The 21,717-nt window shown below is 58.3% G+C and carries 24 protein-coding genes and 1 tRNA gene; 20 read left to right on the plus strand and 5 right to left on the minus strand.

Annotation, left to right across the window (positions count from 1 at the left end):
- The first annotated feature begins 72 nt into the window (after positions 1–72).
- From ACNA0I_RS14550 to ACNA0I_RS14565, 4 genes are all read left to right on the plus strand, one after another.
- Complete coding sequence (locus tag ACNA0I_RS14550; RefSeq protein WP_415806726.1) at positions 73–1,023, plus strand: ribose-phosphate pyrophosphokinase; 951 nt, start codon at positions 73–75, stop codon at positions 1,021–1,023.
- 138 nt (positions 1,024–1,161) lie between these two features.
- Positions 1,162–1,779 carry a 50S ribosomal protein L25/general stress protein Ctc gene (locus tag ACNA0I_RS14555; protein ID WP_415806727.1) on the plus strand — a complete coding sequence of 206 codons (618 nt, stop codon included), beginning with the start codon at positions 1,162–1,164 and terminating at the stop codon, positions 1,777–1,779.
- 131 nt (positions 1,780–1,910) lie between these two features.
- Positions 1,911–2,507 (plus strand): aminoacyl-tRNA hydrolase, encoded by a 597-nt coding sequence (pth, locus tag ACNA0I_RS14560; RefSeq protein ID WP_415806728.1) that lies wholly within the window; start codon positions 1,911–1,913, stop codon positions 2,505–2,507.
- Positions 2,504–3,274, plus strand: coding sequence for a CPBP family glutamic-type intramembrane protease (locus ACNA0I_RS14565; protein WP_415806876.1), 771 nt, complete (start codon positions 2,504–2,506; stop codon positions 3,272–3,274). The genes pth and ACNA0I_RS14565 overlap by 4 nt, the downstream gene beginning before the upstream one ends.
- 132 nt (positions 3,275–3,406) lie before the next feature.
- Here ACNA0I_RS14565 and ACNA0I_RS14570 read toward each other — a convergent pair whose 3' ends face one another.
- Complete coding sequence (locus tag ACNA0I_RS14570) at positions 3,407–4,018, minus strand: hypothetical protein (RefSeq protein ID WP_415806730.1); 612 nt, start codon at positions 4,016–4,018, stop codon at positions 3,407–3,409.
- Between the two features lie 226 nt (positions 4,019–4,244).
- Here ACNA0I_RS14570 and ACNA0I_RS14575 point away from each other — a divergent pair, with 226 nt between their 5' ends.
- The 5 genes from ACNA0I_RS14575 to modC all read left to right on the plus strand — a co-directional run bounded on the left by ACNA0I_RS14575 (position 4,245) and on the right by modC (position 8,021).
- On the plus strand, positions 4,245–4,739 hold the full coding sequence (locus ACNA0I_RS14575) for a type III secretion system chaperone (protein WP_415806731.1): 495 nt from the start codon (positions 4,245–4,247) through the stop codon (positions 4,737–4,739).
- Positions 4,740–4,753: 14 nt separating this feature from the next.
- Positions 4,754–5,311 (plus strand): hypothetical protein, encoded by a 558-nt coding sequence (locus ACNA0I_RS14580; RefSeq protein WP_415806732.1) that lies wholly within the window; start codon positions 4,754–4,756, stop codon positions 5,309–5,311.
- A gap of 118 nt (positions 5,312–5,429) precedes the next feature.
- Entirely contained in the window at positions 5,430–6,185 is a 756-nt protein-coding gene (modA, locus tag ACNA0I_RS14585) for a molybdate ABC transporter substrate-binding protein (protein ID WP_460478295.1), read from the plus strand.
- Positions 6,186–6,210: 25 nt separating this feature from the next.
- Positions 6,211–6,888, plus strand: coding sequence for a molybdate ABC transporter permease subunit (modB, locus tag ACNA0I_RS14590; RefSeq protein WP_415806734.1), 678 nt, complete (start codon positions 6,211–6,213; stop codon positions 6,886–6,888).
- A 41-nt stretch (positions 6,889–6,929) separates the two neighbouring features.
- The gene (gene modC / locus ACNA0I_RS14595; protein ID WP_415806877.1) at positions 6,930–8,021 is read left to right on the plus strand and encodes a molybdenum ABC transporter ATP-binding protein; all 1,092 of its coding nucleotides are present in this window, start codon (positions 6,930–6,932) and stop codon (positions 8,019–8,021) included.
- 118 nt (positions 8,022–8,139) lie between these two features.
- Here the strand turns inward: modC and ACNA0I_RS14600 are convergent, their stop codons facing one another.
- The gene (locus ACNA0I_RS14600) at positions 8,140–9,039 is read right to left on the minus strand and encodes a LysR family transcriptional regulator (protein WP_415806735.1); all 900 of its coding nucleotides are present in this window, start codon (positions 9,037–9,039) and stop codon (positions 8,140–8,142) included.
- 76 nt (positions 9,040–9,115) lie between these two features.
- On the opposite strand from ACNA0I_RS14600, the gene ACNA0I_RS14605 reads away from it, so the two are divergent.
- From ACNA0I_RS14605 to ACNA0I_RS14640, 8 genes are all read left to right on the plus strand, one after another.
- A complete protein-coding gene (locus ACNA0I_RS14605; RefSeq protein ID WP_415806736.1) occupies positions 9,116–10,015 on the plus strand; it encodes an amidohydrolase family protein in 900 nt (299 codons plus the stop codon).
- Entirely contained in the window at positions 10,012–10,602 is a 591-nt protein-coding gene (locus ACNA0I_RS14610; protein WP_415806737.1) for a hypothetical protein, read from the plus strand. Before ACNA0I_RS14605 ends, ACNA0I_RS14610 begins: the two co-directional genes overlap by 4 nt.
- Before the next feature lie 2 nt (positions 10,603–10,604).
- Complete coding sequence (locus ACNA0I_RS14615; RefSeq protein ID WP_415806738.1) at positions 10,605–11,156, plus strand: carboxymuconolactone decarboxylase family protein; 552 nt, start codon at positions 10,605–10,607, stop codon at positions 11,154–11,156.
- 60 nt (positions 11,157–11,216) lie between these two features.
- A complete protein-coding gene (locus ACNA0I_RS14620; protein WP_415806739.1) occupies positions 11,217–12,017 on the plus strand; it encodes an SDR family NAD(P)-dependent oxidoreductase in 801 nt (266 codons plus the stop codon).
- Positions 12,001–12,954, plus strand: coding sequence for an SMP-30/gluconolactonase/LRE family protein (locus ACNA0I_RS14625; protein ID WP_415806740.1), 954 nt, complete (start codon positions 12,001–12,003; stop codon positions 12,952–12,954). Before ACNA0I_RS14620 ends, ACNA0I_RS14625 begins: the two co-directional genes overlap by 17 nt.
- Before the next feature lie 70 nt (positions 12,955–13,024).
- Positions 13,025–14,035 (plus strand): Bug family tripartite tricarboxylate transporter substrate binding protein, encoded by a 1,011-nt coding sequence (locus ACNA0I_RS14630; RefSeq protein WP_415806741.1) that lies wholly within the window; start codon positions 13,025–13,027, stop codon positions 14,033–14,035.
- 95 nt (positions 14,036–14,130) lie between these two features.
- Positions 14,131–14,586, plus strand: a complete 456-nt coding sequence (locus tag ACNA0I_RS14635; RefSeq protein WP_415806742.1) for a YkgJ family cysteine cluster protein — start codon at positions 14,131–14,133, stop codon at positions 14,584–14,586.
- A 198-nt stretch (positions 14,587–14,784) separates the two neighbouring features.
- Entirely contained in the window at positions 14,785–17,118 is a 2,334-nt protein-coding gene (locus ACNA0I_RS14640; RefSeq protein WP_415806744.1) for an AsmA family protein, read from the plus strand.
- 46 nt (positions 17,119–17,164) lie between these two features.
- Here the strand turns inward: ACNA0I_RS14640 and ACNA0I_RS14645 are convergent, their stop codons facing one another.
- On the minus strand, positions 17,165–18,004 hold the full coding sequence (locus ACNA0I_RS14645) for an NAD-dependent epimerase/dehydratase family protein (RefSeq protein WP_415806745.1): 840 nt from the start codon (positions 18,002–18,004) through the stop codon (positions 17,165–17,167).
- Between the two features lie 305 nt (positions 18,005–18,309).
- On the opposite strand from ACNA0I_RS14645, the gene ACNA0I_RS14650 reads away from it, so the two are divergent.
- A tRNA-Lys gene (locus ACNA0I_RS14650) sits at positions 18,310–18,385 on the plus strand.
- 139 nt (positions 18,386–18,524) lie between these two features.
- Here the strand turns inward: ACNA0I_RS14650 and ACNA0I_RS14655 are convergent.
- Entirely contained in the window at positions 18,525–19,544 is a 1,020-nt protein-coding gene (locus ACNA0I_RS14655; RefSeq protein ID WP_415806746.1) for a helix-turn-helix domain-containing protein, read from the minus strand.
- A 109-nt stretch (positions 19,545–19,653) separates the two neighbouring features.
- Between ACNA0I_RS14655 and ACNA0I_RS14660 the strand changes: the two genes are divergently transcribed.
- Both ACNA0I_RS14660 and ACNA0I_RS14665 read left to right on the plus strand, forming a co-directional pair.
- Positions 19,654–20,292, plus strand: a complete 639-nt coding sequence (locus ACNA0I_RS14660) for a hydrolase (RefSeq protein ID WP_415806747.1) — start codon at positions 19,654–19,656, stop codon at positions 20,290–20,292.
- Between the two features lie 31 nt (positions 20,293–20,323).
- The gene (locus tag ACNA0I_RS14665) at positions 20,324–20,620 is read left to right on the plus strand and encodes a putative quinol monooxygenase (protein ID WP_415806748.1); all 297 of its coding nucleotides are present in this window, start codon (positions 20,324–20,326) and stop codon (positions 20,618–20,620) included.
- Between the two features lie 38 nt (positions 20,621–20,658).
- Here ACNA0I_RS14665 and ACNA0I_RS14670 read toward each other — a convergent pair whose 3' ends face one another.
- Positions 20,659–21,528, minus strand: a complete 870-nt coding sequence (locus ACNA0I_RS14670) for a LysR family transcriptional regulator (protein WP_415806749.1) — start codon at positions 21,526–21,528, stop codon at positions 20,659–20,661.
- Positions 21,529–21,717 lie beyond the last annotated feature (189 nt).

The following is a 21,717-nucleotide window of genomic DNA, read 5'->3' on the forward strand; positions in this document are numbered from 1 at the left end:
ATTTCCGGCGTGTATCTTCGTACGGCAGTACACGTTTTCGCGTCTTAACCGACCATCGCAGCAGCTTCCATCATGGCAAACGACAGCTTCATGATCTTCACCGGCACAGCCAACACCCGTCTGGCTGTGGACGTAGTCAACCATCTGGATATGTCGCTCGGCAAAATGACCGTCGGCCGATTTTCCGATGGCGAGGTGATGGTTGAAATCAACGAAAACGTGCGCGGCAAAGACGTTTTTGTTTTGCAGCCCACCTGTGCACCGACCAATGACAATCTGATGGAAATCATGGTCATGGTCGATGCCTTGCGCCGGGCTTCGGCGGGCCGCATCACAGCCGCCATTCCGTATTTCGGCTACGCCCGCCAAGACCGCCGTCCGCGTTCGGCACGTGTGGCGATCTCGGCAAAGGTCGTGGCCAACATGCTCCAGGTCGCCGGCGTTGACCGCGTGCTGACCATGGACTTGCACGCTGACCAGATCCAGGGCTTTTTCGACATCCCGGTCGACAACATTTACGCCGGTCCGATCTTGCTGGGCGACATTTGGCGCCGCAATTTCTCCAACCTGGTCGTGGTGTCGCCCGATATCGGCGGTGTGGTGCGTGCCCGTGCGCTGGCCAAGCAGCTCGAAGCCGACCTGGCCATCATCGACAAGCGCCGTCCCCGTGCGAACGTGTCCGAGGTCATGAACATCATCGGCGAAGTCGATGGCCGTACCTGCATCATCATGGACGACATGGTGGATACCGCCGGCACGCTGTGCAAGGCTGCCCAAGCCCTGAAAGACCGTGGCGCCGGTGCTGTATACGCGTATTGCACGCACCCCGTGTTGTCCGGTGGCGCGATCGACCGCATCGAGGGCTCCGAGCTCGACGAATTGGTCGTGACCGACACCATCCCGCTGTCCGAACAAGGCCAAGCCAGCAGCAAGATCCGCCAATTGTCGTGCGCGGCGCTGTTGGGCGAAACCATTCTGCGTATTTCCAACGCGGAGTCGGTCAGCTCGCTGTTTACCGACTGACGTCATCGACGGCAGTCCGCATTTTCGAATTTGCCCGCTTGCTGGTCGCGGCAGGGGGGCGAACAACACGGTACGCATGTCGCGTGCCGTGTCACTTAACCGGCAGTGTCGCCACTGCCAGATTGTCTGGAGTCATCCATGAAATTCAATGCCACTGCGCGTAGCGTCCAGGGTTCGAGTGCGAGCCGCCGCCTGCGCCGCGCGGGCCGCGTTCCTGCCATCGTTTATGGCGGTAAGGCTGCCCCCCTGAACATCGAACTCGACCACAACGAAATCTTCCACGCCCTGCGCAAGGAAGAATTCCACGCCTCGATCCTGCAAATGGAAGTCGACGGCAACAAGGCAGAACCTGTTCTGCTGCGTTCGGTTCAATGGCACGCCTACAAGCCGCAAGTCTTGCACGTCGACTTCCAACGCGTCGATGCCGGCCAAGCCCTGCACACCAAGGTGCCCCTGCACTTCATCAACGGCGACGAATCGCCCGCGGTCAAGCTGAGCAGCGCCATCATCAGCCATGTGGTTACCGAACTGGAAATCACCTGCCTGCCGGCCGCCTTGCCTCAGTTCATCGAAGTCGACCTGGCTGACCTGCTGGGCGGCGCTTCGGTGCACTTGGCTGACATCAAGCTGCCCAAGGGCGTGACCTACGTCGCGCACGGTGGCGATGCCAACCCGTTGTTGGCCACGGCTCTGGTCAAGGGCGGCGGTGCTGCAGCTGCTGACGAAGGCGAAGGCGAAGCCCCCGCTGAAGCCTAAGCCAGTGCTCTCGGCCTGAGCCGAGCGCCAGCGCAAACCCTGCGTATGCTTTTCGCATTCGCAGGGTTTTGTTTTTTGTCTTGCAGAGATGCAAAGTCAAAAGACGGCCATTCCCCTTTATCATGCTCCCCATGTCTACTGCTATCCGTCTCATCGTGGGTTTGGGTAATCCTGGCCCGGAATACGAAACCACCCGCCATAACGCCGGGTTCTGGCTGGCCGACCATTTGGCCGACGATTTGCATGCCAGCTTCAACCTGGAAAAGAGCTTCTTTGGCTTGGTCGCCAAAGCGCGTCGCGCAGGCGAAAACGTAATGTTGGCCAAGCCCATCACCTATATGAACCGCTCCGGCCAGTCGGTGGGCGCATTGGCGAGGTTTTACAAGCTCACGCCTGAACAGGTATTAGTGTTGCATGACGAACTGGATCTGCTGCCAGGTCAGGTGAAATTGAAACAAGGCGGCGGCCATGCAGGCCACAATGGCCTGAAAGACATCCAGGCCGCGCTGGGCAGCCCGAATTTCTGGCGTATGCGTATCGGTATCGGCCATCCTCGTTCATTGGGCCTGGCACAGCAAGTCGCCGATTTTGTTTTGCATCCGCCGCGTCGCGAAGAGCAGACTGCTATCGACGAGGTGATTCGCCGTTGCCGCGTTGTGGTGCCGGCAATGTTGGACGGCGATATAGAGCGCGCCACGCGCGAGTTGCATAGCGGTAATTCGGCCTGAGTGAAATGAATACGACCATGGCCACTCCGCAAGGCAAGATGCGATTCCGACAAGAGCTCGCCGATTTCTGGCATTTTCTTCGCCAGCCGGACTTGCGCCGTTTGCCGGGCCGTCGCGCCAGCAGCGGATTGGCCAGCGATTGGTGGTCGGGCATTCCGTTCGGTCGTCTCCTCGCCTGGGCTGCAGTGTTGTGGCTGCTGAACTTCATCGCATTGGGGCCGCTCGCCGTTCTGGCGGCGAACTCCGGCGGCGCAGCGCATCGCATGGACCCCACGGCCATTCCATGGCTGACCGCCATCTTGTGGGCGCCATTGATCGAGGAAATGCTGTTCCGCTATGGCTTGCGCCGCCCTCGACAGGCCCTATGGGTATGTCCTGCCATGTTGCCGCCTTTGTTGTGGGGCGTGCAGGGATGGACGGTCGCGTGGGTTGTGGCGGTGATATTGTTGGCCAGCCTGCCGCTGCGGCGTGGTCATATCAAACGATCAGGCTGGCAGATGGATTGGCGTCGCTACTATCGTTGGCGGTTCGGTTGGGTCTATCACCTATCTGCACTGATATTCGCCGCTGTGCATCTGAATAATTTCCGTCTGGCCGATGTTCCCTACTGGATGTTGCCGTTGCTGGTCTTGCCTCAATGGTCGGCAGGGCTGGTTGTGGGGTGGATGCGCGTGCGGCGGGGCATCGGCGCGGCCATGCTCCTGCATGGCATTTTCAATTCCGGCCCGATATTGATCATCATGCTGGTATTGAATCGAGCGGGATAATGCGTTGTTTCAGCGTGTTTAGCTCTTTATAGGCTTTCAGGGTATTGTCGATCAAATCGTTATTGACCATCAATATCATTATTCCTTGGCGAAACACCCCGCATTGAGTCAGACGCGTGCCTACCTGTTTTCTTAGAAGGTATAAGCGACCCCTACGCTCACGACGGGATACCACCGCACCTTGTTCGCCATTCGCTCGATTTCGCGCTTTTGTTCAGCCATACCGTCTCTCACTCGTTGAGAGTTGATATTGCGCAGCCGCTCAGGCGGCTCAACGTTGACTCTGGCGTGGCCTTGATAGAGCACGCCGATATCTGCCGCAAAGCTGAATCCTTCTTTTGTGACGTTGTGGTATCCGATTCCCAGATAAGGGGCGACTGGCGCATAGTCAACCGTGACCGCGCTTTTCCCCAGTTGCTTGCCGTCTATCTGGACCACATGATTGCCGACGCGATGAGAAAACGTACGATCGAGAACGCCGCTCGCGGAAATGCGGTTGTTGTTCCGGTACAAGCCCGCGGTCACATGAAAACCATTGTCCAGCGGATATAAATCAAATAACAAGCCGATCGATTTCAAGTGGATATCGGCATCGTATTTGGCATTGCCGACCTCGAACGACTTATCAAAACCAAACTGGTTCCAGGCCGCACGTACGCTGAAGTCATGGTCAGATCGATACCCCAACTGTGCGCTTACGCCTTGCGTACCGATTTGGGGGGAAGCAAACCATGATGAGGCCAATACGCTCCTGGGACACAGGACAACGAGAACCAATAGGAGACAGCACACACCGGGACGGCCAGACGATTCTGTTTGCATCAAGTTTTCGTTCTTTGCAGATTGACGGAACCCGTGAGTGGTCCGTTTCCTGGTTGAGTTCCATAAATCAACGGTGCCCCATCACTGGAACCTTCTGCAATTTAGGGTTACTCACGCGTTGTTCACTGCCTTTTTTTGGATACGCATAATGTCAACGGACTCAGCGGCACAGTTACGTGATTGGGGAAGCTCTCTCGAACAAGCTCTAGGGATCTCAATCGTCATAGATCAGAACGGCATGCTGGCCTTGACGACCAAGGGCGGGAACGTCTTTAGCGTTGCGCCGGCGCCTGTCCCGATGGGGTTGATCTTTACCGGCATTCTGGGCATGGCCGATGAGACGGTGCCTGCCAGTACCCTCCGCGCGTTGCTGACGGTCAATATGGCACCGAGTCTGTCAGGCATGGCTATTGTCGGGGTCGCACCTGTAACCCACGAAATCTTGCTGAAACTGACCTGGATGCCGAACGAGGCCAGTTGGACCGAGCCTGCGTTTGCTGGCGTGCTGATCGCATTTGCCGAGCATGTTGACGCATTGGCGGCTGCTATTCGCGATGGCGAACTGGAGCCGATACTGGCGCTTGCCTCTGTCGTCGATCCGTCTCTCGCGGCATCGGCAACGCATTCTGCTGACTTGGTTTAAAGGACGGATCGATTATGCAATTCTCTCCTGTTGGCGTGTCATTGATACCCGGCGTATATGACATTGACCCTGACATTCCGAAGGACGTGAAAGACCTCGGATGCGATGTGGTCAAGCTGGTAGCCGACGTGCTGAGCGTCAAATCGGTGGCGCACGCGAGCCGTGAAAGCCTACGAAATTTGGGCAGCGTAGCTCAGGATTCTGTCTTGGCTGTTTTTGGCACGTGTTCCACAGCGATCGCTGTCGCCAACAGTATGACAAGCGGCCTTTTCAGCCCCGATGCGCTGTCAGCGGTGGCTAACAGTTTGAATGTGATGGCCTTGGCGGATCGTGCCGTGCAGGCGGGGGCAGGCATCGGGATAGGGGCCGGAAATTATCAGGCCGTGACCGGGAATTTAGTGACAACGGCAACGCTCGTCTCGCGGGCGTATCAGGGCGATGTGCCAGGCGCGATCCTTTCCGGCGGAAAACTGCTAACCAGCATCGCCTGCACAGGCGGTTCCCTTGCGCAGATACTGGTCGCCGCGGATATGCTGTACGTCTCCTCGGGCTGGCTGCCCATAGGGAGATAAGCGCAGACAGCCGATCAGGCACTTTCAATGAATGGCATGATAGTGAATTCGTTATATAGTTGTGTATATAACGAATTCACTATGCTTTCTGTTGTAGGATGACTCTGTCATGACTGCCATGCGTTTTGCTATCGTTTTGACTGCTGGTCTGTTGCCGGTATCCACATCCGCGGTGGCCGCAGAGGTGCAAGTCGCCGTCGCAGCCAATTTCACCGCACCGTTGCAGGCCATCGCCAAGCAATTCGAGCAGGACACGGGCCACAAGGTTAGAGCCTCCTTTGGGGCGACCGGCCAGTTTTATTCGCAAATCAAAAACGGTGCGCCCTTCGAGATGTTCCTGGCTGCCGATGATGATAGGCCTGCCAGACTCGAGTCCGAAGGCGACACGGTGCAGGGCTCGCGGTTTACTTATGCGGTAGGGACATTGGCGCTATGGTCCGCCCAGCCCGGTTATGTCGATGATCAGGGCAATGTATTAAAGAAAAATGGATTCCGGCATTTGGCCATCGCCAATCCGAAAGCCGCGCCGTATGGCTTGGCTGCCATGCAAGTGATGCAAAAACTCGGCTTGGCCGAAACCTTGAAACCCAAAATTGTCGAAGGGCAGAGCATTGGGCAAGCACAGCAATTTGTCGGCTCCGGCAATGCCGAGCTAGGCTTTGTCGCGCTGTCGCAGATCTACAAGGACGGCAAACTGAGCTCTGGCTCGGCCTGGATCGTTCCGGGTGATTTGCATGACACCATCAAACAGGATGCCGTGGTGCTGGCCAAAGGCAAAGACAATCCCGTAGCCGCCGAGTTCGCTGCATACCTGAAAGGCCCCAAAGCCGCCGAGATTATCAAGTCCTACGGATATCAATTAGGCGGACAATAGGCGTATCTCGTCGTCCCTGTCTCTTATGCCCTTAGACTCTGCCGATTTGGCCGCGATCTGGTTGACGCTGGAACTGGCGTCTGTGGTGACTGTGTTGTTATTGATCGTTGGCACGCCCATTGCATGGTGGCTGGCGCATACGCCATCGCGTCTGAAAGGCCCAATCGGTGCCGTTGTGGCCTTGCCCTTGGTATTGCCGCCGACAGTGTTGGGTTTTTATTTACTGGTACTGATGGGCCCCAACGGCTGGATCGGCCAGGTCACTCAGGCGTTGGGCCTGGGGATATTGCCGTTCACCTTTGCGGGGCTGGTGGTGGCTTCGGTCATTTATTCCTTGCCCTTTGTTGTGCAGCCCCTGCAAAATTCGTTCGAAGCCATTGGACGCCGTCCGTTGGAGGTCGCGGCTACGTTGCGGGCCAGCCCCTGGGACCGCTTCTTTTCCGTGGTGTTGCCGATGGCGCGGCCCGGATTTGTCACGGCCGCGATTCTGGGGTTTGCCCACACGGTAGGCGAGTTTGGTGTCGTGCTGATGATGGGTGGCAACATCGAGGGAAAAACGCGCGTGGTCTCCGTGCAGATTTACGATCATGTCGAGGCGCTGGAATATGCGCAGGCGCATTGGTTGGCCGGGGGGATGGTCGCGTTTGCATTTGTGGTGTTGCTGTTGCTGTATACGCGCCGGCGCACTGCACGATTGTGGTGACGAGTGTGATCACACCTGCGCAAAAACTTTCCCCTGACACCATGACGAGTACAGGTATCGAAGCCCGCTTTCGCGTGGATTATCCTGAGTTTTCGCTGGACATTGCACTGGAACTGCCGGGACGCGGTGTGTCGGCGCTCTATGGGCATTCCGGGTCGGGCAAGACGACGTGCTTGCGATGCATGGCGGGATTGGCGCCGGTGTCGCGAGGTTATTTGCGCATCAATGGCGAGGTCTGGCTGGATACGGAGGCCGGCATTGCCGTGCCTACGCATCGCCGGTCGCTAGGCTATGTCTTTCAAGAGGCCAGTCTGTTTGACCACATGACGGTCCAGCGCAATCTTGCGTTTGGCCTGAACCGCATCCCTGCGCCCGAGCGTCGCGTGGATCTGTTGCAGGCAGCCGAACTGCTGGGGATCGCGCATCTGTTGGAACGTATGCCAGACGGGTTGTCTGGCGGTGAACGCCAGCGTGTCGGTATCGCTCGAGCGCTGCTGACCAGTCCTCGCCTGTTGTTGATGGATGAACCCTTGGCTTCGCTGGATGTTGCGCGTAAGCAGGAGATTCTGCCTTATCTCGAACGGCTGCATGACGAACTCGATATTCCTGTGGTCTATGTCAGTCACTCGCCCGACGAGGTGGCGCGTCTGGCTGACCATCTGGTGATGCTCAGTGGCGGACGAGTTATTGCGAGCGGTGCAATTGCTCAGATGCTGACGCGTTTGGATTTACCCTTGGCGATGGCTGATGACGCTTCTGTCGTGGTTTGCGGGACGGTCGCCGGATTTGATCCGGACTATCGGCTGATGTCTGTGCAATTGCCTGACAGCGCATCGTGCTTGCGCGTCGTGCACGAGCGATTGCCGCCAGGTACTGCAACTCGTTTGGCCGTCAAGGCACGTGACGTGAGCATCACGCTCGTGCATCCGGAGCAGAGCAGTATTGTGAATGTGATTCCTGTCCGCGTGCAGGACATGGCGCCCGCCGACCATCCCGACCAGATCCTGGTGCGCCTGGATGCTGACGGCACACCATTGTTGGCGCGGATTACCCGCTATTCGCGTGATCAATTAGGCTTGGTGCCGGGCACGCATGCCTGGGCGCAGATCAAAGCGGTATCGGTGTTGACCTAAGCGTCGTAGTGCGTGTGTGTCGAGTTGCGTTTGATACTCGGCGTGGCTTTCGTTTGTTGGGCCGTATGCATACAACGCATCGCCATACAACGCATCGCCTTTATTTCCTGAGAGGCGGTCATGCAAACAGTTGCCGGATATCAAGATCCCGGATGATGTTCGCGGTGGATTCGACCAGCGGGGGGAGCGTCTGACGGTCAGGCGTGGCCAAGGTCAGATTATTCATAATGACGGGATCGGTAATGCTCGAGCAGACCAGATCGTCGCGTCCTTGGATATCGTGTAACGCCGATCTCGGCAGTATGGTGTACAAGCTGTCCTGGGTCATGGTTTCCAGAATGGTGTGCACAACGTCGACCTCGGCGACGATGTCCAACGATACATTGAGCTCGCGGCATGTTTTCTCGACCAGTGCCCGGATGGTGTTCGGAGCGCTGGGCAATACCAGGGGATAGCGGCCCAGATCACGTGCGCGAACGCTGGGGGGCGGGGCAGGCCTGCACGATCTGGTGTAGGCCAGGACAAGATCCTCGCGATACACCGACTGATAGCGCACCAGCGTCGAGGGAGGCGGGTCGTACAGCAGCGCCAAGTCGACGCGGTCTTTGACCAGCCATTCGTTCATTTCCAGGCTCAGGCCCTCTGCCAACGTCAATGCGGCCGTGGGATGTTTTCGGCGAAACGCTTGCATGATGTGGGGAGCCAAGCGACGCGCTACGCGATGCGGCATGGCGAGACGGACCTTGTCCTGCGAGATCGAGGCAAAGGCACGCATATCCTGTTTTGCATGTTGAGCCAGATCATCCAGCGCCTGCGCGTGCGCCAGAAAACGCAACCCGGCAGGTGTAGGAGCCACGCCGCGGCCGGTGCGGATCAATAAATGATGGCGCAGCTCCGCCTCCAGCAACTGAATCTGCCGGCTGAGCGAGGGTTGTGACAGTCCCAGCACCTCGGCGGCGCGGGACAGGCTGCGCATTTCGCAGGCCACGATGAAATAACGGATTTGCTTGAGATCCATAGACACAATGGTATACGTTTTTTCTATATCAGAAGTCCGCTAAGTCTCATTGCCGATGGGGCCTGGACTGCGCATCATGCGAATTCACGACAGCCACCCGATTCCCATGCCCGATTGCGCGCCTCCTCTAGCTCAGATTACGCCTGCCAGCCAAGTATTACCGGCGCAGGCCTGCGATAGCCATTTTCATATCTTTGGGCCAGCCGATGTTTTCCCTTACGCGGTAGATCGGCCCTATACGCCTCCCGATGCGTCTTTTGAACAATTGCGCCGTATGCATCAGCAACTGGGGTTCAGCCGCGGCGTGATCGTTCAGCCGGGTTGTCATGGCTACGACATGTCGGCCACCTTGGACGCGCTGGACAAAGGCGCTGGGCAGTATCGCGCCATTGCGTTGGTGCGACCCACGGTGAGCGAGCGTGAGCTGGCGGATATGGATTCCCGGGGTGTGCGGGGTGTGCGCTACAACTTCGTTGCCCATCTTGCCAATGGGGGCTGGGATGAACTGGCTCAGGTCGCGCCTCGGATCGCTCGGCTCGGCTGGCATGTGTGTATTCATTCCGACCAGGCATCGCTGATGGATCTGTTGCCGCGTCTGAAATGTTTGCCGGTTCCGTTTGTGATCGACCACATGGGACGGGTCGCCGCCTCGCAAGGTGTCGCGAACGACGCGTTTCAGGCCTTGCTGGCATTGCGTGATCACCCCAATGCCTGGATCAAGATTTCCGGGCTCGATCGTGTTTCCAGTCGTGGGAAACGGCCTTTTGCAGATGCCGAACCCTTGGTTGCCGCCTTGTTGGAGACGATGCCGGAACGCTTGCTGTGGGGCACGGATTGGCCGCATCCGAACGTGGCCGGTGATATGCCGGATGACGGCGAGTTGCTCAACACGTTTCTGCGTTTGTGTCCGGATCACGCTATGCAGCGTCAGATATTGGTCGATAACCCCCACACCTTGTATCGATTTGGATTATGAAATCACTGTTGATCAAATTTCCCGATGAGGCGTTAAGTGCGGTCACGGTGCTGGCGCTGCCTGGTGCAAAGCAAGCGAATGTGCGTGTTTATCATGCGGTGGATCACGTTGAAACTTATGTGTGGTGGTCTTGGCCCGCCGAGGGCGCCAGCACGGACTCTCGCTTGAGCACAGACATCGGCAGTTTGCAGGCGGTTTTGCGGCAATCGCATCCTGACGCGCTGATGGTGAGCCTCGCATTGACGACTGACGTTGCGGGTCACTCAGCCGGACAGGCGGCCCCTTGGTTTTACATGGTCGAGACCGACATCCAGTCTGGCGCAGAAACCGATTTTGATCGTTGGTATGAGACTGAGCATCTGCCCGGATTAGCTGCCGTGCCAGGCACGGTGCGGGCACGCCGTTATCTCGCTGAAAACAGTTCGCCGCGCTATTACGCCTGCTATGACCTGGCACAACGCGAAGCCTTTGGGTCGCCTGCCTGGCTGGCGGTGCGCGCGACGTCCTGGAGCGATCGCGTCCGCCCTAATTTCATCAATACCAAGCGCACCATGTTTCATCTGGTGCTAGACCAGGCAGAGGCCTGAATATGCCACGACTGAATCCTCCCGAACTCGAAAACCTGTCCGACCATCAACGCCGCATCTACGACGCGATCGCCTCTGGGCCTCGTGGCAAAGTCCGCGGGCCTCTGGCCATTTGGTTGCATCGCGCTGGCCTGGCAGAGCACGCACAAGCCTTGGGCCAGTATTGCCGCTATGACTCCAGCTTGCCGCCGAGATTGTCTGAGCTGGCCATCTTGACGATGGCGGCGTGGTGGCAGGCATCGTTCGAATGGTGGGCGCATCATCCGATCGCACTGAAAGCCGGGCTGGATGCAGGCATCGCCGAGCAGATTCGCCTGGGTGACGTGCCCGTTTTTACGCAGCCGGACGAGTCGGTGGTGTATCGCTTCGTATGCGAATTGCTGCAGACCCGTCGCGTTCCGGATGCCTTGTATCAAGAGGCGGCAGAGGTATTGGGAACGGACGGTGTCGTCGATCTGGTCGGCATCACCGGCTACTACACCTTGATTTCGATGACGATCAATGTGTTCGAGATCGAGCCGCCGGATGGCAGCACGATCAGCTTTGGACGTTGAGGATAGCCGTTTCTACGCTGCATTCTTTTTTAACGAAAACAACATCATGCGAGACAGATTATGACAGGCCGTTTGCAAGGAAAGGTAGCCATCGTTACGGGCGCGGGCAGCGTGGGTCCGGGTTGGGGCAATGGCCGCGCCATTGCCTATCGATTCGCGCAAGAGGGCGCACAGGTCTTTGCCGTGGATCGCGACGAAAGTGCGATGCAGGAAACCGTTGTACGCGTGCGCGAGGTGGGAGGCCAGATCACGACCTGGTGCGCCGATGTGACGGACTCCGATGCCGTACGCAATATGGTGCAAGCCTGCGTGGATACGTGGGGGCGCGTCGATATCCTGGTCAATAACGTAGGTGGGTCGCGCAAAGGCGGCCCGGTGGCCTTGGACGAAGACGCCTGGGATAGCCAGATCGATTTCAACTTGAAGAGCGTCTACCTCGGTTGCCGCCATGTATTGCCGCAGATGCAGGCTCAAGGCGGCGGCGCCATCGTGAACATTGCATCGACCTCCGGTATCCGCTGGACGGGTTCGGCACAAGTGGGATACGCCAGCGCAAAAGCGGGTGTGATTCAACTTTCCCGTGTGGTGGCGATAGAGCACGCCAAGCAGAATATTCGTTGCAATACGGTGATCCCGGGCCAGATGCATACTCCCATGGTCGAAGTGCGTCTGGCAGGTCAGCGTTCGGGAGGTGATGTAGACGCTTTGCTGGCGCAGCGGCAGTCGCGTATTCCGTTGCCGTTCATGGGTGACGGCATGGATACTGCCAATGCCGCGTTGTTCTTGGCATCGGACGAGGCGCGATTCATTACCGCGACCGAAATCATCGTCGACGGAGGCATGAGTGCACGATGCGATTGAATGGGCGCAGCCCACGCGTTATCCCGACGCGGCGGTGATTTCACTGGACCCCCGTTTCGAGAAATTGGTGTTGCCGTTGGCTGCCATTGAGCGCGTGGCTACGGGCAACCGCTGGGCAGAGGGGCCGGTATGGTTCGGTGATGGACGCTATCTGCTTTGGAGCGATGTGCCGAATGACCGCATCATGCGATGGGATGAGATCAGTCAGCAAACGCACGTCTGGCGTCACACCTCGGGCTATGCGAATGGCAACACGCGTGATCGCCAAGGCCGCCTGATTACCTGCGAACATCTGGGCCGCCGTGTGACGCGCACAGAGCATGATGGCCGAATCACGGTACTGGCCGATCGCTATCACGGCAAACGCCTGAATTCACCTAATGATGTGGTGGTGAAGTCCGATGGTTCGATTTGGTTTACCGATCCCCCCTTTGGCATTATCGGCTATTACCAGGGTGAGAAAGCCGAACAGGAGCTGCAAGCGGCGATCTATCGTATCAGCCCCGATGGTCAAGAAATCCGCTTGATGTGCGACACCGTGCAGGGTCCCAACGGACTGGCATTTTCACCCGACGAACGGCATTTGTACGTGATCGAATCGCGCTCGCGGCCGCGCAATATCGTGGTGTTCGATGTGGCGAGCGATGGCCTCAGCCTGAGTCCGCCCCGCGTGCTGTTTGACGCTGGCGACGGAACACCTGACGGTTTTCGCGTGGATATAGAAGGCAACCTGTGGTGTGGCTGGGGGATGGGCTGCGCCGAGTTGGATGGCGTACGCGTGTTTTCCCCGCAGGGTGAATTGCTCGGGCGTATCGCGTTGCCTGAGCGTTGCGCCAATCTGTGTTTCGGCGGCAAGCATCGCAACCGGTTGTTCATGGCGTCGTGCACGTCGATCTATTCCTTATTCGTTAATACCCAGGGCGCTACTGCTTTGTAGGTTCAACGTTGTTTTGCAGCTCTCGGCGTGGCTGGTCGAGCTGCACCCCATAATCAGACAGGAGACAGTCATGTTTCATTTACTCTACGCAGGCGTGGCCAAACGCCTGAGCGCGGCGCATCTGCCCATATCCCATTTATTCAAGTATGTCGCGGCTGCCGTATTAGGTGTTGCCGCTGTCGGTGCGCAGGCACAAACCAGCACGAGTCTGGTGATCGCCTTTCCGGCAGGCGGCCCCGCAGATTCTCTGGCTCGTATTGTCGCGGCGCAGCTGGAAAAAGAATTGAAGCATCCCGTTCTGGTCGAGAACAAGCCCGGTGGAAACGGTGCCATCGCCGCGTCGTACGTGGCGCGTGCACGCCCTGATGGCCAGACCTTGTTCTTGAGCTCTGTTGGCGCGATTTCCATCAACCCTGCGCTGTATCCGAAGCTGATTTACGATCCCGTCAAGGACTTCGCGCCTGTATCGTTGCTGGTTTCCGTGCCGGAGGTATTGGTGGTCGGTGCAAAGAGTCCGTATGCTGACGCACAGGCATTCGTGGCAAAGGTCAAGAGCGACGGCCTGTCGATGGCATCGTCCGGTGTGGGCAGCATGCCGCACATGGCTGTCGCCCAGCTCAAGCTCTCGACAAAGGGCAAGATTCTGCATGTGCCGTACAAGGGCGCTGCACCTGCCATTACTGACACCATCGGCGGACAAGTGGATGGATTCATTGGCGACGTTTCCGGGCTGATGCCGCACATTCAGTCCGGTAAAGCGAAAGCGCTGGCGATTGCTGCGCCCAAGCGTTCCAGTGTGCTGCCCGATGTGCCGACATTTGATGAGCTGGGCATTCCTGATGTTTACGCCAATAACTGGTACGGCGTGTTTGCGCCGAAGGGCACGCCAGCCGATACCGTCGCTGCGCTGAATACCGTTTTGGCCAATGTTCTCAAGACCTCCGAGTTAAAAGCCTATGCCGAGTCCACAGGCGTCGAGCTGTCGCCGACGACCCCTCAGGCGTTTGCCGATCTGATGCGCGACGACACCAAAAAGTGGGGCGACTTGATACGGGCCGAAGGAATCACCGTCGACAACTGAGTCGCCCGTATCGATGGGGAGGTTGCCTCTTGAAATTGGCCAAGCCGCTGGCTACACTGCCGGCCGTTCCTTGGCCTTTTCTGGCGCCTTCCATCATGACCCGGCTACAGCCGAATCCCGTCGAGCTTATTGCTCCCGCCACGCTAGGTGGCGATGATGCCAATCCCTGCCTGAGTTGCGGCGCCTGTTGTGCGCATTTTCGGGTGTCGTTCTATTGCGGCGAGGTTGCCGGCGAGAACGGCGGCATTGTTCCTTTGGAACTGGTGCGGCCCATCAGTCCTCTGCGGGTGTGCATGGCCGGCACGGAAAAAGGCGGCGGGCGTTGTGTCGCATTGCGCGGAGAACTGGGCCAGCCGGGGATCCATTGCGATATTTACCCGCTGCGGCCCACGCCGTGCCGCGAATTCGAGGTCTGGCAGCCCGATGGGTCGGTCAATCCCGACTGCCAACGTCTGCGAGCCCAGCTCGGTTTACCTCCTATTGCGCCTCGTCCCGACGCCGAAAACGATCCGCAGGGGCCTTTTACCCCTGTCCATCCCGCTGCGGCCTGAAACTTGCTGTGCGGCTATCGTCCACATCATCATTGCAGAGAGCGTGGTTTTTATCTCTTTTTTGGCATGGCCGATTGCGTCTTTTGAACGGATTTAGAAAAATCCGTATACATTCTCTGGCAATGACTCCCTGATCTGCCTATACCCTAGGTAGGAAAGCCGGGCTGCATGAGGCGGGTCAGGCAAAGGAATACAGCCATGACGCGTACGAAGAAGGTACTTATCGGGCTGGGTAGCGTCATCATTGTCCTGGTGGCGGCCCTGGTAGTCGTTATTGCCCTTTTTAATTGGAACTACTTCAAGCCCACCATCAATAACAAGGTCTCTGAGGCAATCGGACGTCCGTTCGCCATCAACGGAGATTTGACGGTGCAGTGGCAACGCCCCGGCGATATGCCCGGCTGGCAGGGCTGGATACCCTGGCCCCATGTGGTGCTGAACGATGTCACCCTAGGCAACCCGCCATGGGGACAGTATCCGGATATGGCCTCGCTCCAACGCGCCGAATTCACACTGTCACCGCTGCCGTTATTGACTCAGCGCGTTGTCATTCGCGAAATCCAGCTGACAGGGCCTCGGGCGAATCTGGAACGCTTGAAGGACGGGCGCACCAACTGGTTATTTACGCTTCCAGAAGGCGACGGACAGCCTTCGAAATGGAAAATCGATATAGACGAAATTGGTTTTGACCGAGGGCAGATCTCATTTCGGGATGAGACCTTGCACGCGGAGATCCTGGGCCAAATCGACCCCTTAGGCAAGCCCATTCCCTACGAAGCCATCGCGGGCAAGGCCAGTACCAGCGGCAAAAAAGAGGACGCAGGCAAAGACGCCAAATCCGCGGCCAAATCCGAGAAAAAGGCAGGCGATAAAGCGGCAGAGGCAAAAGCGGCAGAACCGGCTCCTTCAGCCGCCTTGCCCGCCCAGCAGGCCGCCAGCCAGGGACCTGCGGCCAAGCCCTCGAGCGCTCAGCTGGCTGCGGCGAAGGCCGAGTTGGCTACCAAGCCGCCAGCCAGCGGCGAGGACGGAGCCAACACCGCGCAAGCGACGAGCCAGGCCGCCGTCGCGGTTCCGGATGACTACGTTTTTGGTTGGAAAGTAAAAGGTCGCTACAAGCAACTGCCCCTGAAAGGGGAGGGCAAGATCGGCGGCATGCTGGCAGTCAAAGATCCCAATCGGCCGTTTCCTTTGCAGGCCGACGTCACTATCGGCGACACACATGCCGCCGTGGCCGGTACGTTGACAGACCCCACGAATCTGGGGGCGCTCGATCTGCGCCTGGCCTTGTCGGGCGCCACGATGTCGGACCTGTATCCGCTGATCGGCGTGACCTTGCCAGACACGCCGCGTTACGCCACTGACGGCCGCTTGAGCGCGCGTCTCAAACAGGCTGACGGCGCTACGTTTCGCTATCGCGATTTCAACGGTAAGGTTGGAGCGAGCGATTTGCACGGAGATTTGACATTCAAGTTGGGCGTGCCTCGTCCGAAGCTCACCGGGACATTGAACTCGAATCAGCTGCGCATGCAGGACCTGGGGCCGCTGATCGGCGTTGAACCGAATGCCGGGAAAAAGACCGCTGCCAAAGGCGAGGACAAGTCGAAATCATCAGGGGGTAAAGTCCTGCCTACGCAGCAATTCCGTACCGATCGGTGGCGCGATATGGACGCGGACGTGACATTGACCGCCGGGCGCATCGTCTATGACGAAAAGAAACCGATCTCCAAACTCGACGTGCATCTCGTGCTGGATAACGGCTTGCTCACGCTGGACCCCTTACGCTTTGGCTTTGCCGGCGGCACGATCAACTCCGACCTGAAGCTCGATGGGGGCAAAACCCCTATGACCGGAGACGCAAAGGTCGCCGTACGCGGCTTGCGATTGAAGCAACTATTTCCCAACGTCGAAGCCATGCAGCAGGCCCTGGGCCAATTGAATGGCGACGTGGCGTTGAAGGGCTCGGGCAACTCCGTCGCGGCCTTGCTGGGTACCGCAAGCGGCGATGCGCGGTTATTGGTCAACGATGGTGTCATCAGCAAAGGGCTCATGGAGATTGCGGGCTTGAACGTCGGCAACTACGTGATCAGCAAACTGTTCGGTGACGAAGACGTCAAAATCAATTGTGGCGCGGCAGACCTGAACATGAAGCAGGGCGTCATGACGCCACGGGTGTTTGTCTTTGACACAGAAAATGCCATTGTGCAGATCGAGGGCAACGTCAATTTCAAGGACGAGACGCTTGATTTGGACATCTCGCCTGAAAGCAAAGGCATTCGCTTGTTCTCGCTGCGTTCACCACTGTATGTGAAGGGTACCTTTGCCAATCCCGATGCGGGGGTACAGGTGCTGCCGCTGGCCGCGCGCGGCGCAGGCGCGGTCGCATTGGGCGTGCTGTTGACCCCGGTAGCGAGCTTGTTGGCCCTGGTGGCGCCCAGCTCGGGTGAGGAAGACAAGCCATGCAGCGAAATGATGCAGCAATTGCGCCAACCGGCCAAGGCATCGTCGTCTGAGGGTAAAGCAAAATCCCGATAGCCGCGCTCGACACCAACGTGCCGAACGCGGCTTCTGGGGAGCAGTTTTATTGCGGGTCGAATGGCCCCGCGATGGTGAACTTGCCGCCTTGGAACCTCACCGACGGGTCATCGGGCGGGGGCGCGGGCTGCGACTCGATCTTGTCCCGATAGATCTCCGACGTGTCGCGCGGGGTGTAGCCGAGTCTGGCGGCATAGCGGTTGTCCCACCACACCTTGCGATTGTTCGACATGCCATAGACGACGGTGTGGCCGATGTCCGGCGTATATAGACAACGGTGCAACAGCGCGTCGAAATCGTTCAGGCTGATCCATGTCGCCATCATGCGCCGGTCCGCCGGCTCGGGAAACAGCGAGCCGATACGGATGCTGGCCGTTTCGATCCCATAGCGGTCGAAATACAGCTGCGCCATGTCTTCGCCAAACGATTTGGAGACGCCGTAATAGCCATCGGGGCGGCGCAGGGCATGCGCGTCGATGATCTCGTCTTGCCGGTAAAAACCGGTGACGTGGTTGGAACTGGCGAACACGATGCGTTTGATGCCGTGATGGCGTGCAGCCTCGTACAGGTTGAATACGCCCTTGATGTTGGCCTCGAGGATTTCCTCGAATGGGCGTTCGACGGATACGCCTCCTAGATGCACGATCGCGTCGCAATCGGCTGCCAGCGCGTCAAAGGCGGCACGATCCGAGATGTCGCAAGGAACGGTTTCTTCGTGCGGTGCCGGATTCGTCACCTGAGCCGCCAATGCTGCGGGCAGGTCAGACAAGCGCACGTGCTGTGCATGAGCCGTCAGCAGAGGGCGGATCGCTCGGCCCACGCCTCCAGCGGCGCCAGTCAATAGCAAACGGTTGAACAAACGAGATTGGGCAGGGGGACTGCTCATGATGTTGTCTCCGGTCGCGCAGGCCTGATATCGCTGCGGACAAGGGTAATGGTCGCAGGTGGACTGATTCTTGTATGTCATCGTACAAGTGGGAAGGAATCATCGAACACTGCCTGTTTGCTTGTCAATAGTGATCGGGGGGCGTTCAGCGTAATCCCGGATATATGACGCAGCCGCCGCCCTGTTTTCGTAAGTTATCTGTCAGTTTGCAGGGCTTATGGGGCAGTTTGGTGAGATTTTTAGAACCATGTATAATTTCGCCTCTTGATTGCTTGTGCGCTTTTTTGTGCGCATGCAGCAGTTCAGGGCTGTTAGCTCAGTTGGTAGAGCAGCGGACTCTTAATCCGTAGGTCGAGTGTTCGAGCCACTCACAGCCCACCAAGAATATCAAGCACTTACGCCAATCCTTCGGGATTGGCGTTTTGTTTTTGTGCTGGAATCTTGCCCGAATCCTGACTGAAAAATCCGCTGTTGGGCAGACCTGCTCGGACCTCGGTGGGTGAGTGTCAGGCGGCCATGCCTATGATCGCGTGCGCCGCAATTGTGCGGGCGGATGGCCGTAGCGGGCGCGCATGGTCCTGCTGAAATGCGATTCGTCCGCGAAACCCGCACGGAATCCGATGTCGGCAATAGTCAATGTGTCGAACTGCGGTGAAATCAGCATCCTGTATGCCACGTCGCTTCTGGCAGTGAGCAGCAATGCGCCAAAGGTTTCGCTGCCCGCCGACAAGGCACGGTGCAAGGTGCGAGGGGATATCCCGATGTCGGCGGCAATTTGCGCCGCCGTCAGGCCGATGTCCGTACAGCGCTGGCGTATGGACTCGATGATCCTGCCGCGCAGATCCGCCTGCGTCGACTTCCGCATCTCGCTCCTGCCGACGCCGTCCGTGGCCGAGAGCGTGATAAGCGCGCCCAACTGATCCTCAAGAACGGATGCGGGCAATGGCATTCGGGTCACGTCGAGATGGACCAACTGATCGACGAAGGTGGACAGGACATGTCCCCAGCCTTTGTCTCCACGCAGCCGCTTTCCCACGATGCGGTCCGGATCGGAAAGCCACTTTCGGAGGACGTCGGGGGCAATCGACACGGTGTGGTTGCGAAATCCGTCGGGCAATCGCGACGCATACTCGCGTTCGGTGTCGATGAGGACGAGGTCCGTTGCGTTCAGCTTGATTCGCTGGTCTCTACACTCGAAATCCCAGTTGGTGAGTCCCGCCACCAGATGAAAGGCCCGGTCGCCACTGGCCTTGATGTTCTGCCGCGTGCGGGCCGACTGCTTGGCCGATCCACCGATCGACGCGACACGCAGCCGTCCCAGCGGGCTCACTTGCATGTCCGTTTTGAAACCGCGCGTGTCGCTGCAGCGGGTCGTTACGCTGATGAGATTCTTGCGCACCATTTCGACGTATTGATCGAAGCGGTGATGAACCGGAATGTCATCCGTGTTCCAACGGAAAACAGGGGGCGTTAAGTCACTGGACATGAGTGGTGGACCGATATTGGCACTTTGAGTCATGCGGGTGGCACGCGCAGCCATTGAGCCAAGCTTGGCGTGAGGTCATCATATCACCGGCTACAGACGCAGCGAGCAGGGCGACGAAAGCTTCAAAAAACCATCTTCATCAACCACACAGCAGGAAAGCTCCATGACGAGTGAAACGATCCGCAATTCCCGAACCGACCAGCTTCTGTCGCCGGAGAATTCAGCCCTCATCATCATCGACTATCAGCCGATCCAGGTCTCCTCAATCCGCTCGATGGGGCGCGACGAACTGGTCTTCAATATCACGGGCGTCGCCAAGGCGGCGATCAACTACGGTCTTCCAATCGTCCATTCGACCGTCAATGTCGCGACCGGCCGAAACAAGCCGCCTATCCAGGAACTGCAGGACGTCATCGGCCATTTGCCGACCTACGATCGCACCTCGATCAATAGCTGGGAGGACGTCGAGTTCAAGGAAGCAGTGAAATCGCTTGGCCGGCGCAAGCTGATCATGACGGCACTGTGGACCGAGGCATGCCTGACGTTCCCAGCATTGGACGCAATCCAGGAAGGCTACGAGGTCTACGTGCCGGTCGATGCAGTCGGCGGCACGTCGCCTGCCGCGCATGAGGCGGCGCTGCGCCGCATCGAACAGGCGGGCGGCAGGCTGATCAGCCGCGTGCAGATGTACTGCGAGCTGCAGCGAGATTGGGCGCGCGAGGCGACGGTGCCCGGTTTTATGGATGTGTTCGAGAGCTTTGACGGATTCAATCCCGAAAAAGCAATGGCCCAAGAGGCCTGAGAGCCGCCCCGCTTCGCAAGGAGAAGAGTGAATGAGTGAACTGTTCATGGTCGTAGCCCTGAAGGCCAAGGCCGGCAAGGAGGACCTGCTGCGTCGCGATCTGTCCGCCCTGGTCGAACCCTCGCGCAACGAGGACGGCAATATTCGCTACGACCTGTTTGAAGACCAGACCGAGCCCGGACGCTTTGTATTTGTCGAGGCCTGGTCGTCTCCGGAGGCGCAGCGGCGGCATCACGAGCACGGGCCGCACATCCAGCAGTTTCACGCCAACGGCGTGGGCAACGTCGACAGGACGGAGTTCGCGCACAGATTGAAGCGGATCGTCTGATCGACGCTCCAGCTGCAAGCCTGGTACTGCCATTTTTCTCAACGTCTTGCAACCGTGCCAGCCGGCAGCATCGTATCGGCGATCTCCAGCATTGCACGCAAGCGATCCATGTGCCGAAGGTCGTGATGGTAGCCCACCCATATATCTCTGGTTGGAGGAGGCTCTGGCGTTTCGATGCGCTGCAATCCAGACACTGCATCGCCGAGCGGTCTTGGCAGTACGGCAATGCCCATGCCTCGTAAGCACATTTGTGCCTGAACGGCCCGGCTCGTGCTCGTGAAGACACGCCGTGATCGTGGAAACCTATCGAGCAGCCAGGCAACATCGGGAAAGTGGGATTGCGCCGTATTCATGAGAATAAGCCCCGCTGAAGAGGGATCTGTCTGCATTGCGCGCACGGTTTCGGCCGAGCCATAGAGACCGTATGAAACCGTCATCAGACGGCGCTGCACAATGTCCGGTTCGCTAAAGGGAACGAGCCTGAAGGCCACATCGGCATCTCGACGCGATAGATTGAGTAGCCGGTAGCTGGCGATCACCTCCGGCACAACGGCAGGATGGCGGCGCGTCAATTCGGCCAGGACGGGCGCCAGAACATAGCCGGCAAACCACTCTGCTGAGGATATCCGCAGGATACCTTCGAGCCGTTCGTGGTTGCCTACCAAGCGCCTTTCCATGGACAGAGCGGAATTTTCCATGGATTCCGCCAGGGTCATGACAGAGTCTCCCGCATCTGTCAGGACCAGCCCATCGCCTGTCCTGCGAAAGAGCGGTTGCTCTGCTTCATCTTCAAGCACCTTTATCCGGCGACCTACCGTCGGATGGCTTACACCCAGGCTTCGGGCGGCTGCACCGAAAGATCCTCCGCGGGCTACCGCCAGAAAGATTCGAACATCGCTCCATTCCATGCCATGAACCACCGTTCAAAAATGTACAGAAAATATACAGGAATGGCAGTTCACAAACAATTTCGTAGGCGTCACCATCTCGCCTGTCAGTCAGTCGGCCCATTCCGGGCAGTCGCACTTTAATTGGCCACGACAGGCTCACCGCCCATGAATACCTTGACTTATGCATCCCAGCCAGCGGCGCTTGAT

This window comes from Bordetella muralis, assembly GCF_965139205.1.
In the GTDB taxonomy this organism is placed as follows: domain Bacteria; phylum Pseudomonadota; class Gammaproteobacteria; order Burkholderiales; family Burkholderiaceae_B; genus Bordetella_A; species Bordetella_A muralis.

Bases quoted from the DNA above. Each gene is read 5' to 3' on its own strand.
- ACNA0I_RS14550 (WP_415806726.1), top strand. From the start codon at position 73: ATGGCAAACGACAGCTTCATGATCTTCACCGGCACAGCCAACACCCGT.
- ACNA0I_RS14555 (WP_415806727.1), top strand. From the start codon at position 1,162: ATGAAATTCAATGCCACTGCGCGTAGCGTCCAGGGTTCGAGTGCGAGC.
- pth (WP_415806728.1), top strand. From the start codon at position 1,911: ATGTCTACTGCTATCCGTCTCATCGTGGGTTTGGGTAATCCTGGCCCG.
- ACNA0I_RS14575 (WP_415806731.1), top strand. From the start codon at position 4,245: ATGTCAACGGACTCAGCGGCACAGTTACGTGATTGGGGAAGCTCTCTC.
- ACNA0I_RS14580 (WP_415806732.1), top strand. From the start codon at position 4,754: ATGCAATTCTCTCCTGTTGGCGTGTCATTGATACCCGGCGTATATGAC.
- modA (WP_460478295.1), top strand. From the start codon at position 5,430: ATGCGTTTTGCTATCGTTTTGACTGCTGGTCTGTTGCCGGTATCCACA.
- modB (WP_415806734.1), top strand. From the start codon at position 6,211: ATGCCCTTAGACTCTGCCGATTTGGCCGCGATCTGGTTGACGCTGGAA.
- modC (WP_415806877.1), top strand. From the start codon at position 6,930: ATGACGAGTACAGGTATCGAAGCCCGCTTTCGCGTGGATTATCCTGAG.
- ACNA0I_RS14600 (WP_415806735.1), bottom strand. From the start codon at position 9,039: ATGGATCTCAAGCAAATCCGTTATTTCATCGTGGCCTGCGAAATGCGC.
- ACNA0I_RS14605 (WP_415806736.1), top strand. From the start codon at position 9,116: ATGCGAATTCACGACAGCCACCCGATTCCCATGCCCGATTGCGCGCCT.
- ACNA0I_RS14610 (WP_415806737.1), top strand. From the start codon at position 10,012: ATGAAATCACTGTTGATCAAATTTCCCGATGAGGCGTTAAGTGCGGTC.
- ACNA0I_RS14615 (WP_415806738.1), top strand. From the start codon at position 10,605: ATGCCACGACTGAATCCTCCCGAACTCGAAAACCTGTCCGACCATCAA.
- ACNA0I_RS14620 (WP_415806739.1), top strand. From the start codon at position 11,217: ATGACAGGCCGTTTGCAAGGAAAGGTAGCCATCGTTACGGGCGCGGGC.
- ACNA0I_RS14630 (WP_415806741.1), top strand. From the start codon at position 13,025: ATGTTTCATTTACTCTACGCAGGCGTGGCCAAACGCCTGAGCGCGGCG.
- ACNA0I_RS14635 (WP_415806742.1), top strand. From the start codon at position 14,131: ATGACCCGGCTACAGCCGAATCCCGTCGAGCTTATTGCTCCCGCCACG.
- ACNA0I_RS14640 (WP_415806744.1), top strand. From the start codon at position 14,785: ATGACGCGTACGAAGAAGGTACTTATCGGGCTGGGTAGCGTCATCATT.
- ACNA0I_RS14645 (WP_415806745.1), bottom strand. From the start codon at position 18,004: ATGAGCAGTCCCCCTGCCCAATCTCGTTTGTTCAACCGTTTGCTATTG.
- ACNA0I_RS14655 (WP_415806746.1), bottom strand. From the start codon at position 19,544: ATGGCTGCGCGTGCCACCCGCATGACTCAAAGTGCCAATATCGGTCCA.
- ACNA0I_RS14660 (WP_415806747.1), top strand. From the start codon at position 19,654: ATGACGAGTGAAACGATCCGCAATTCCCGAACCGACCAGCTTCTGTCG.
- ACNA0I_RS14665 (WP_415806748.1), top strand. From the start codon at position 20,324: ATGAGTGAACTGTTCATGGTCGTAGCCCTGAAGGCCAAGGCCGGCAAG.
- ACNA0I_RS14670 (WP_415806749.1), bottom strand. From the start codon at position 21,528: ATGGAATGGAGCGATGTTCGAATCTTTCTGGCGGTAGCCCGCGGAGGA.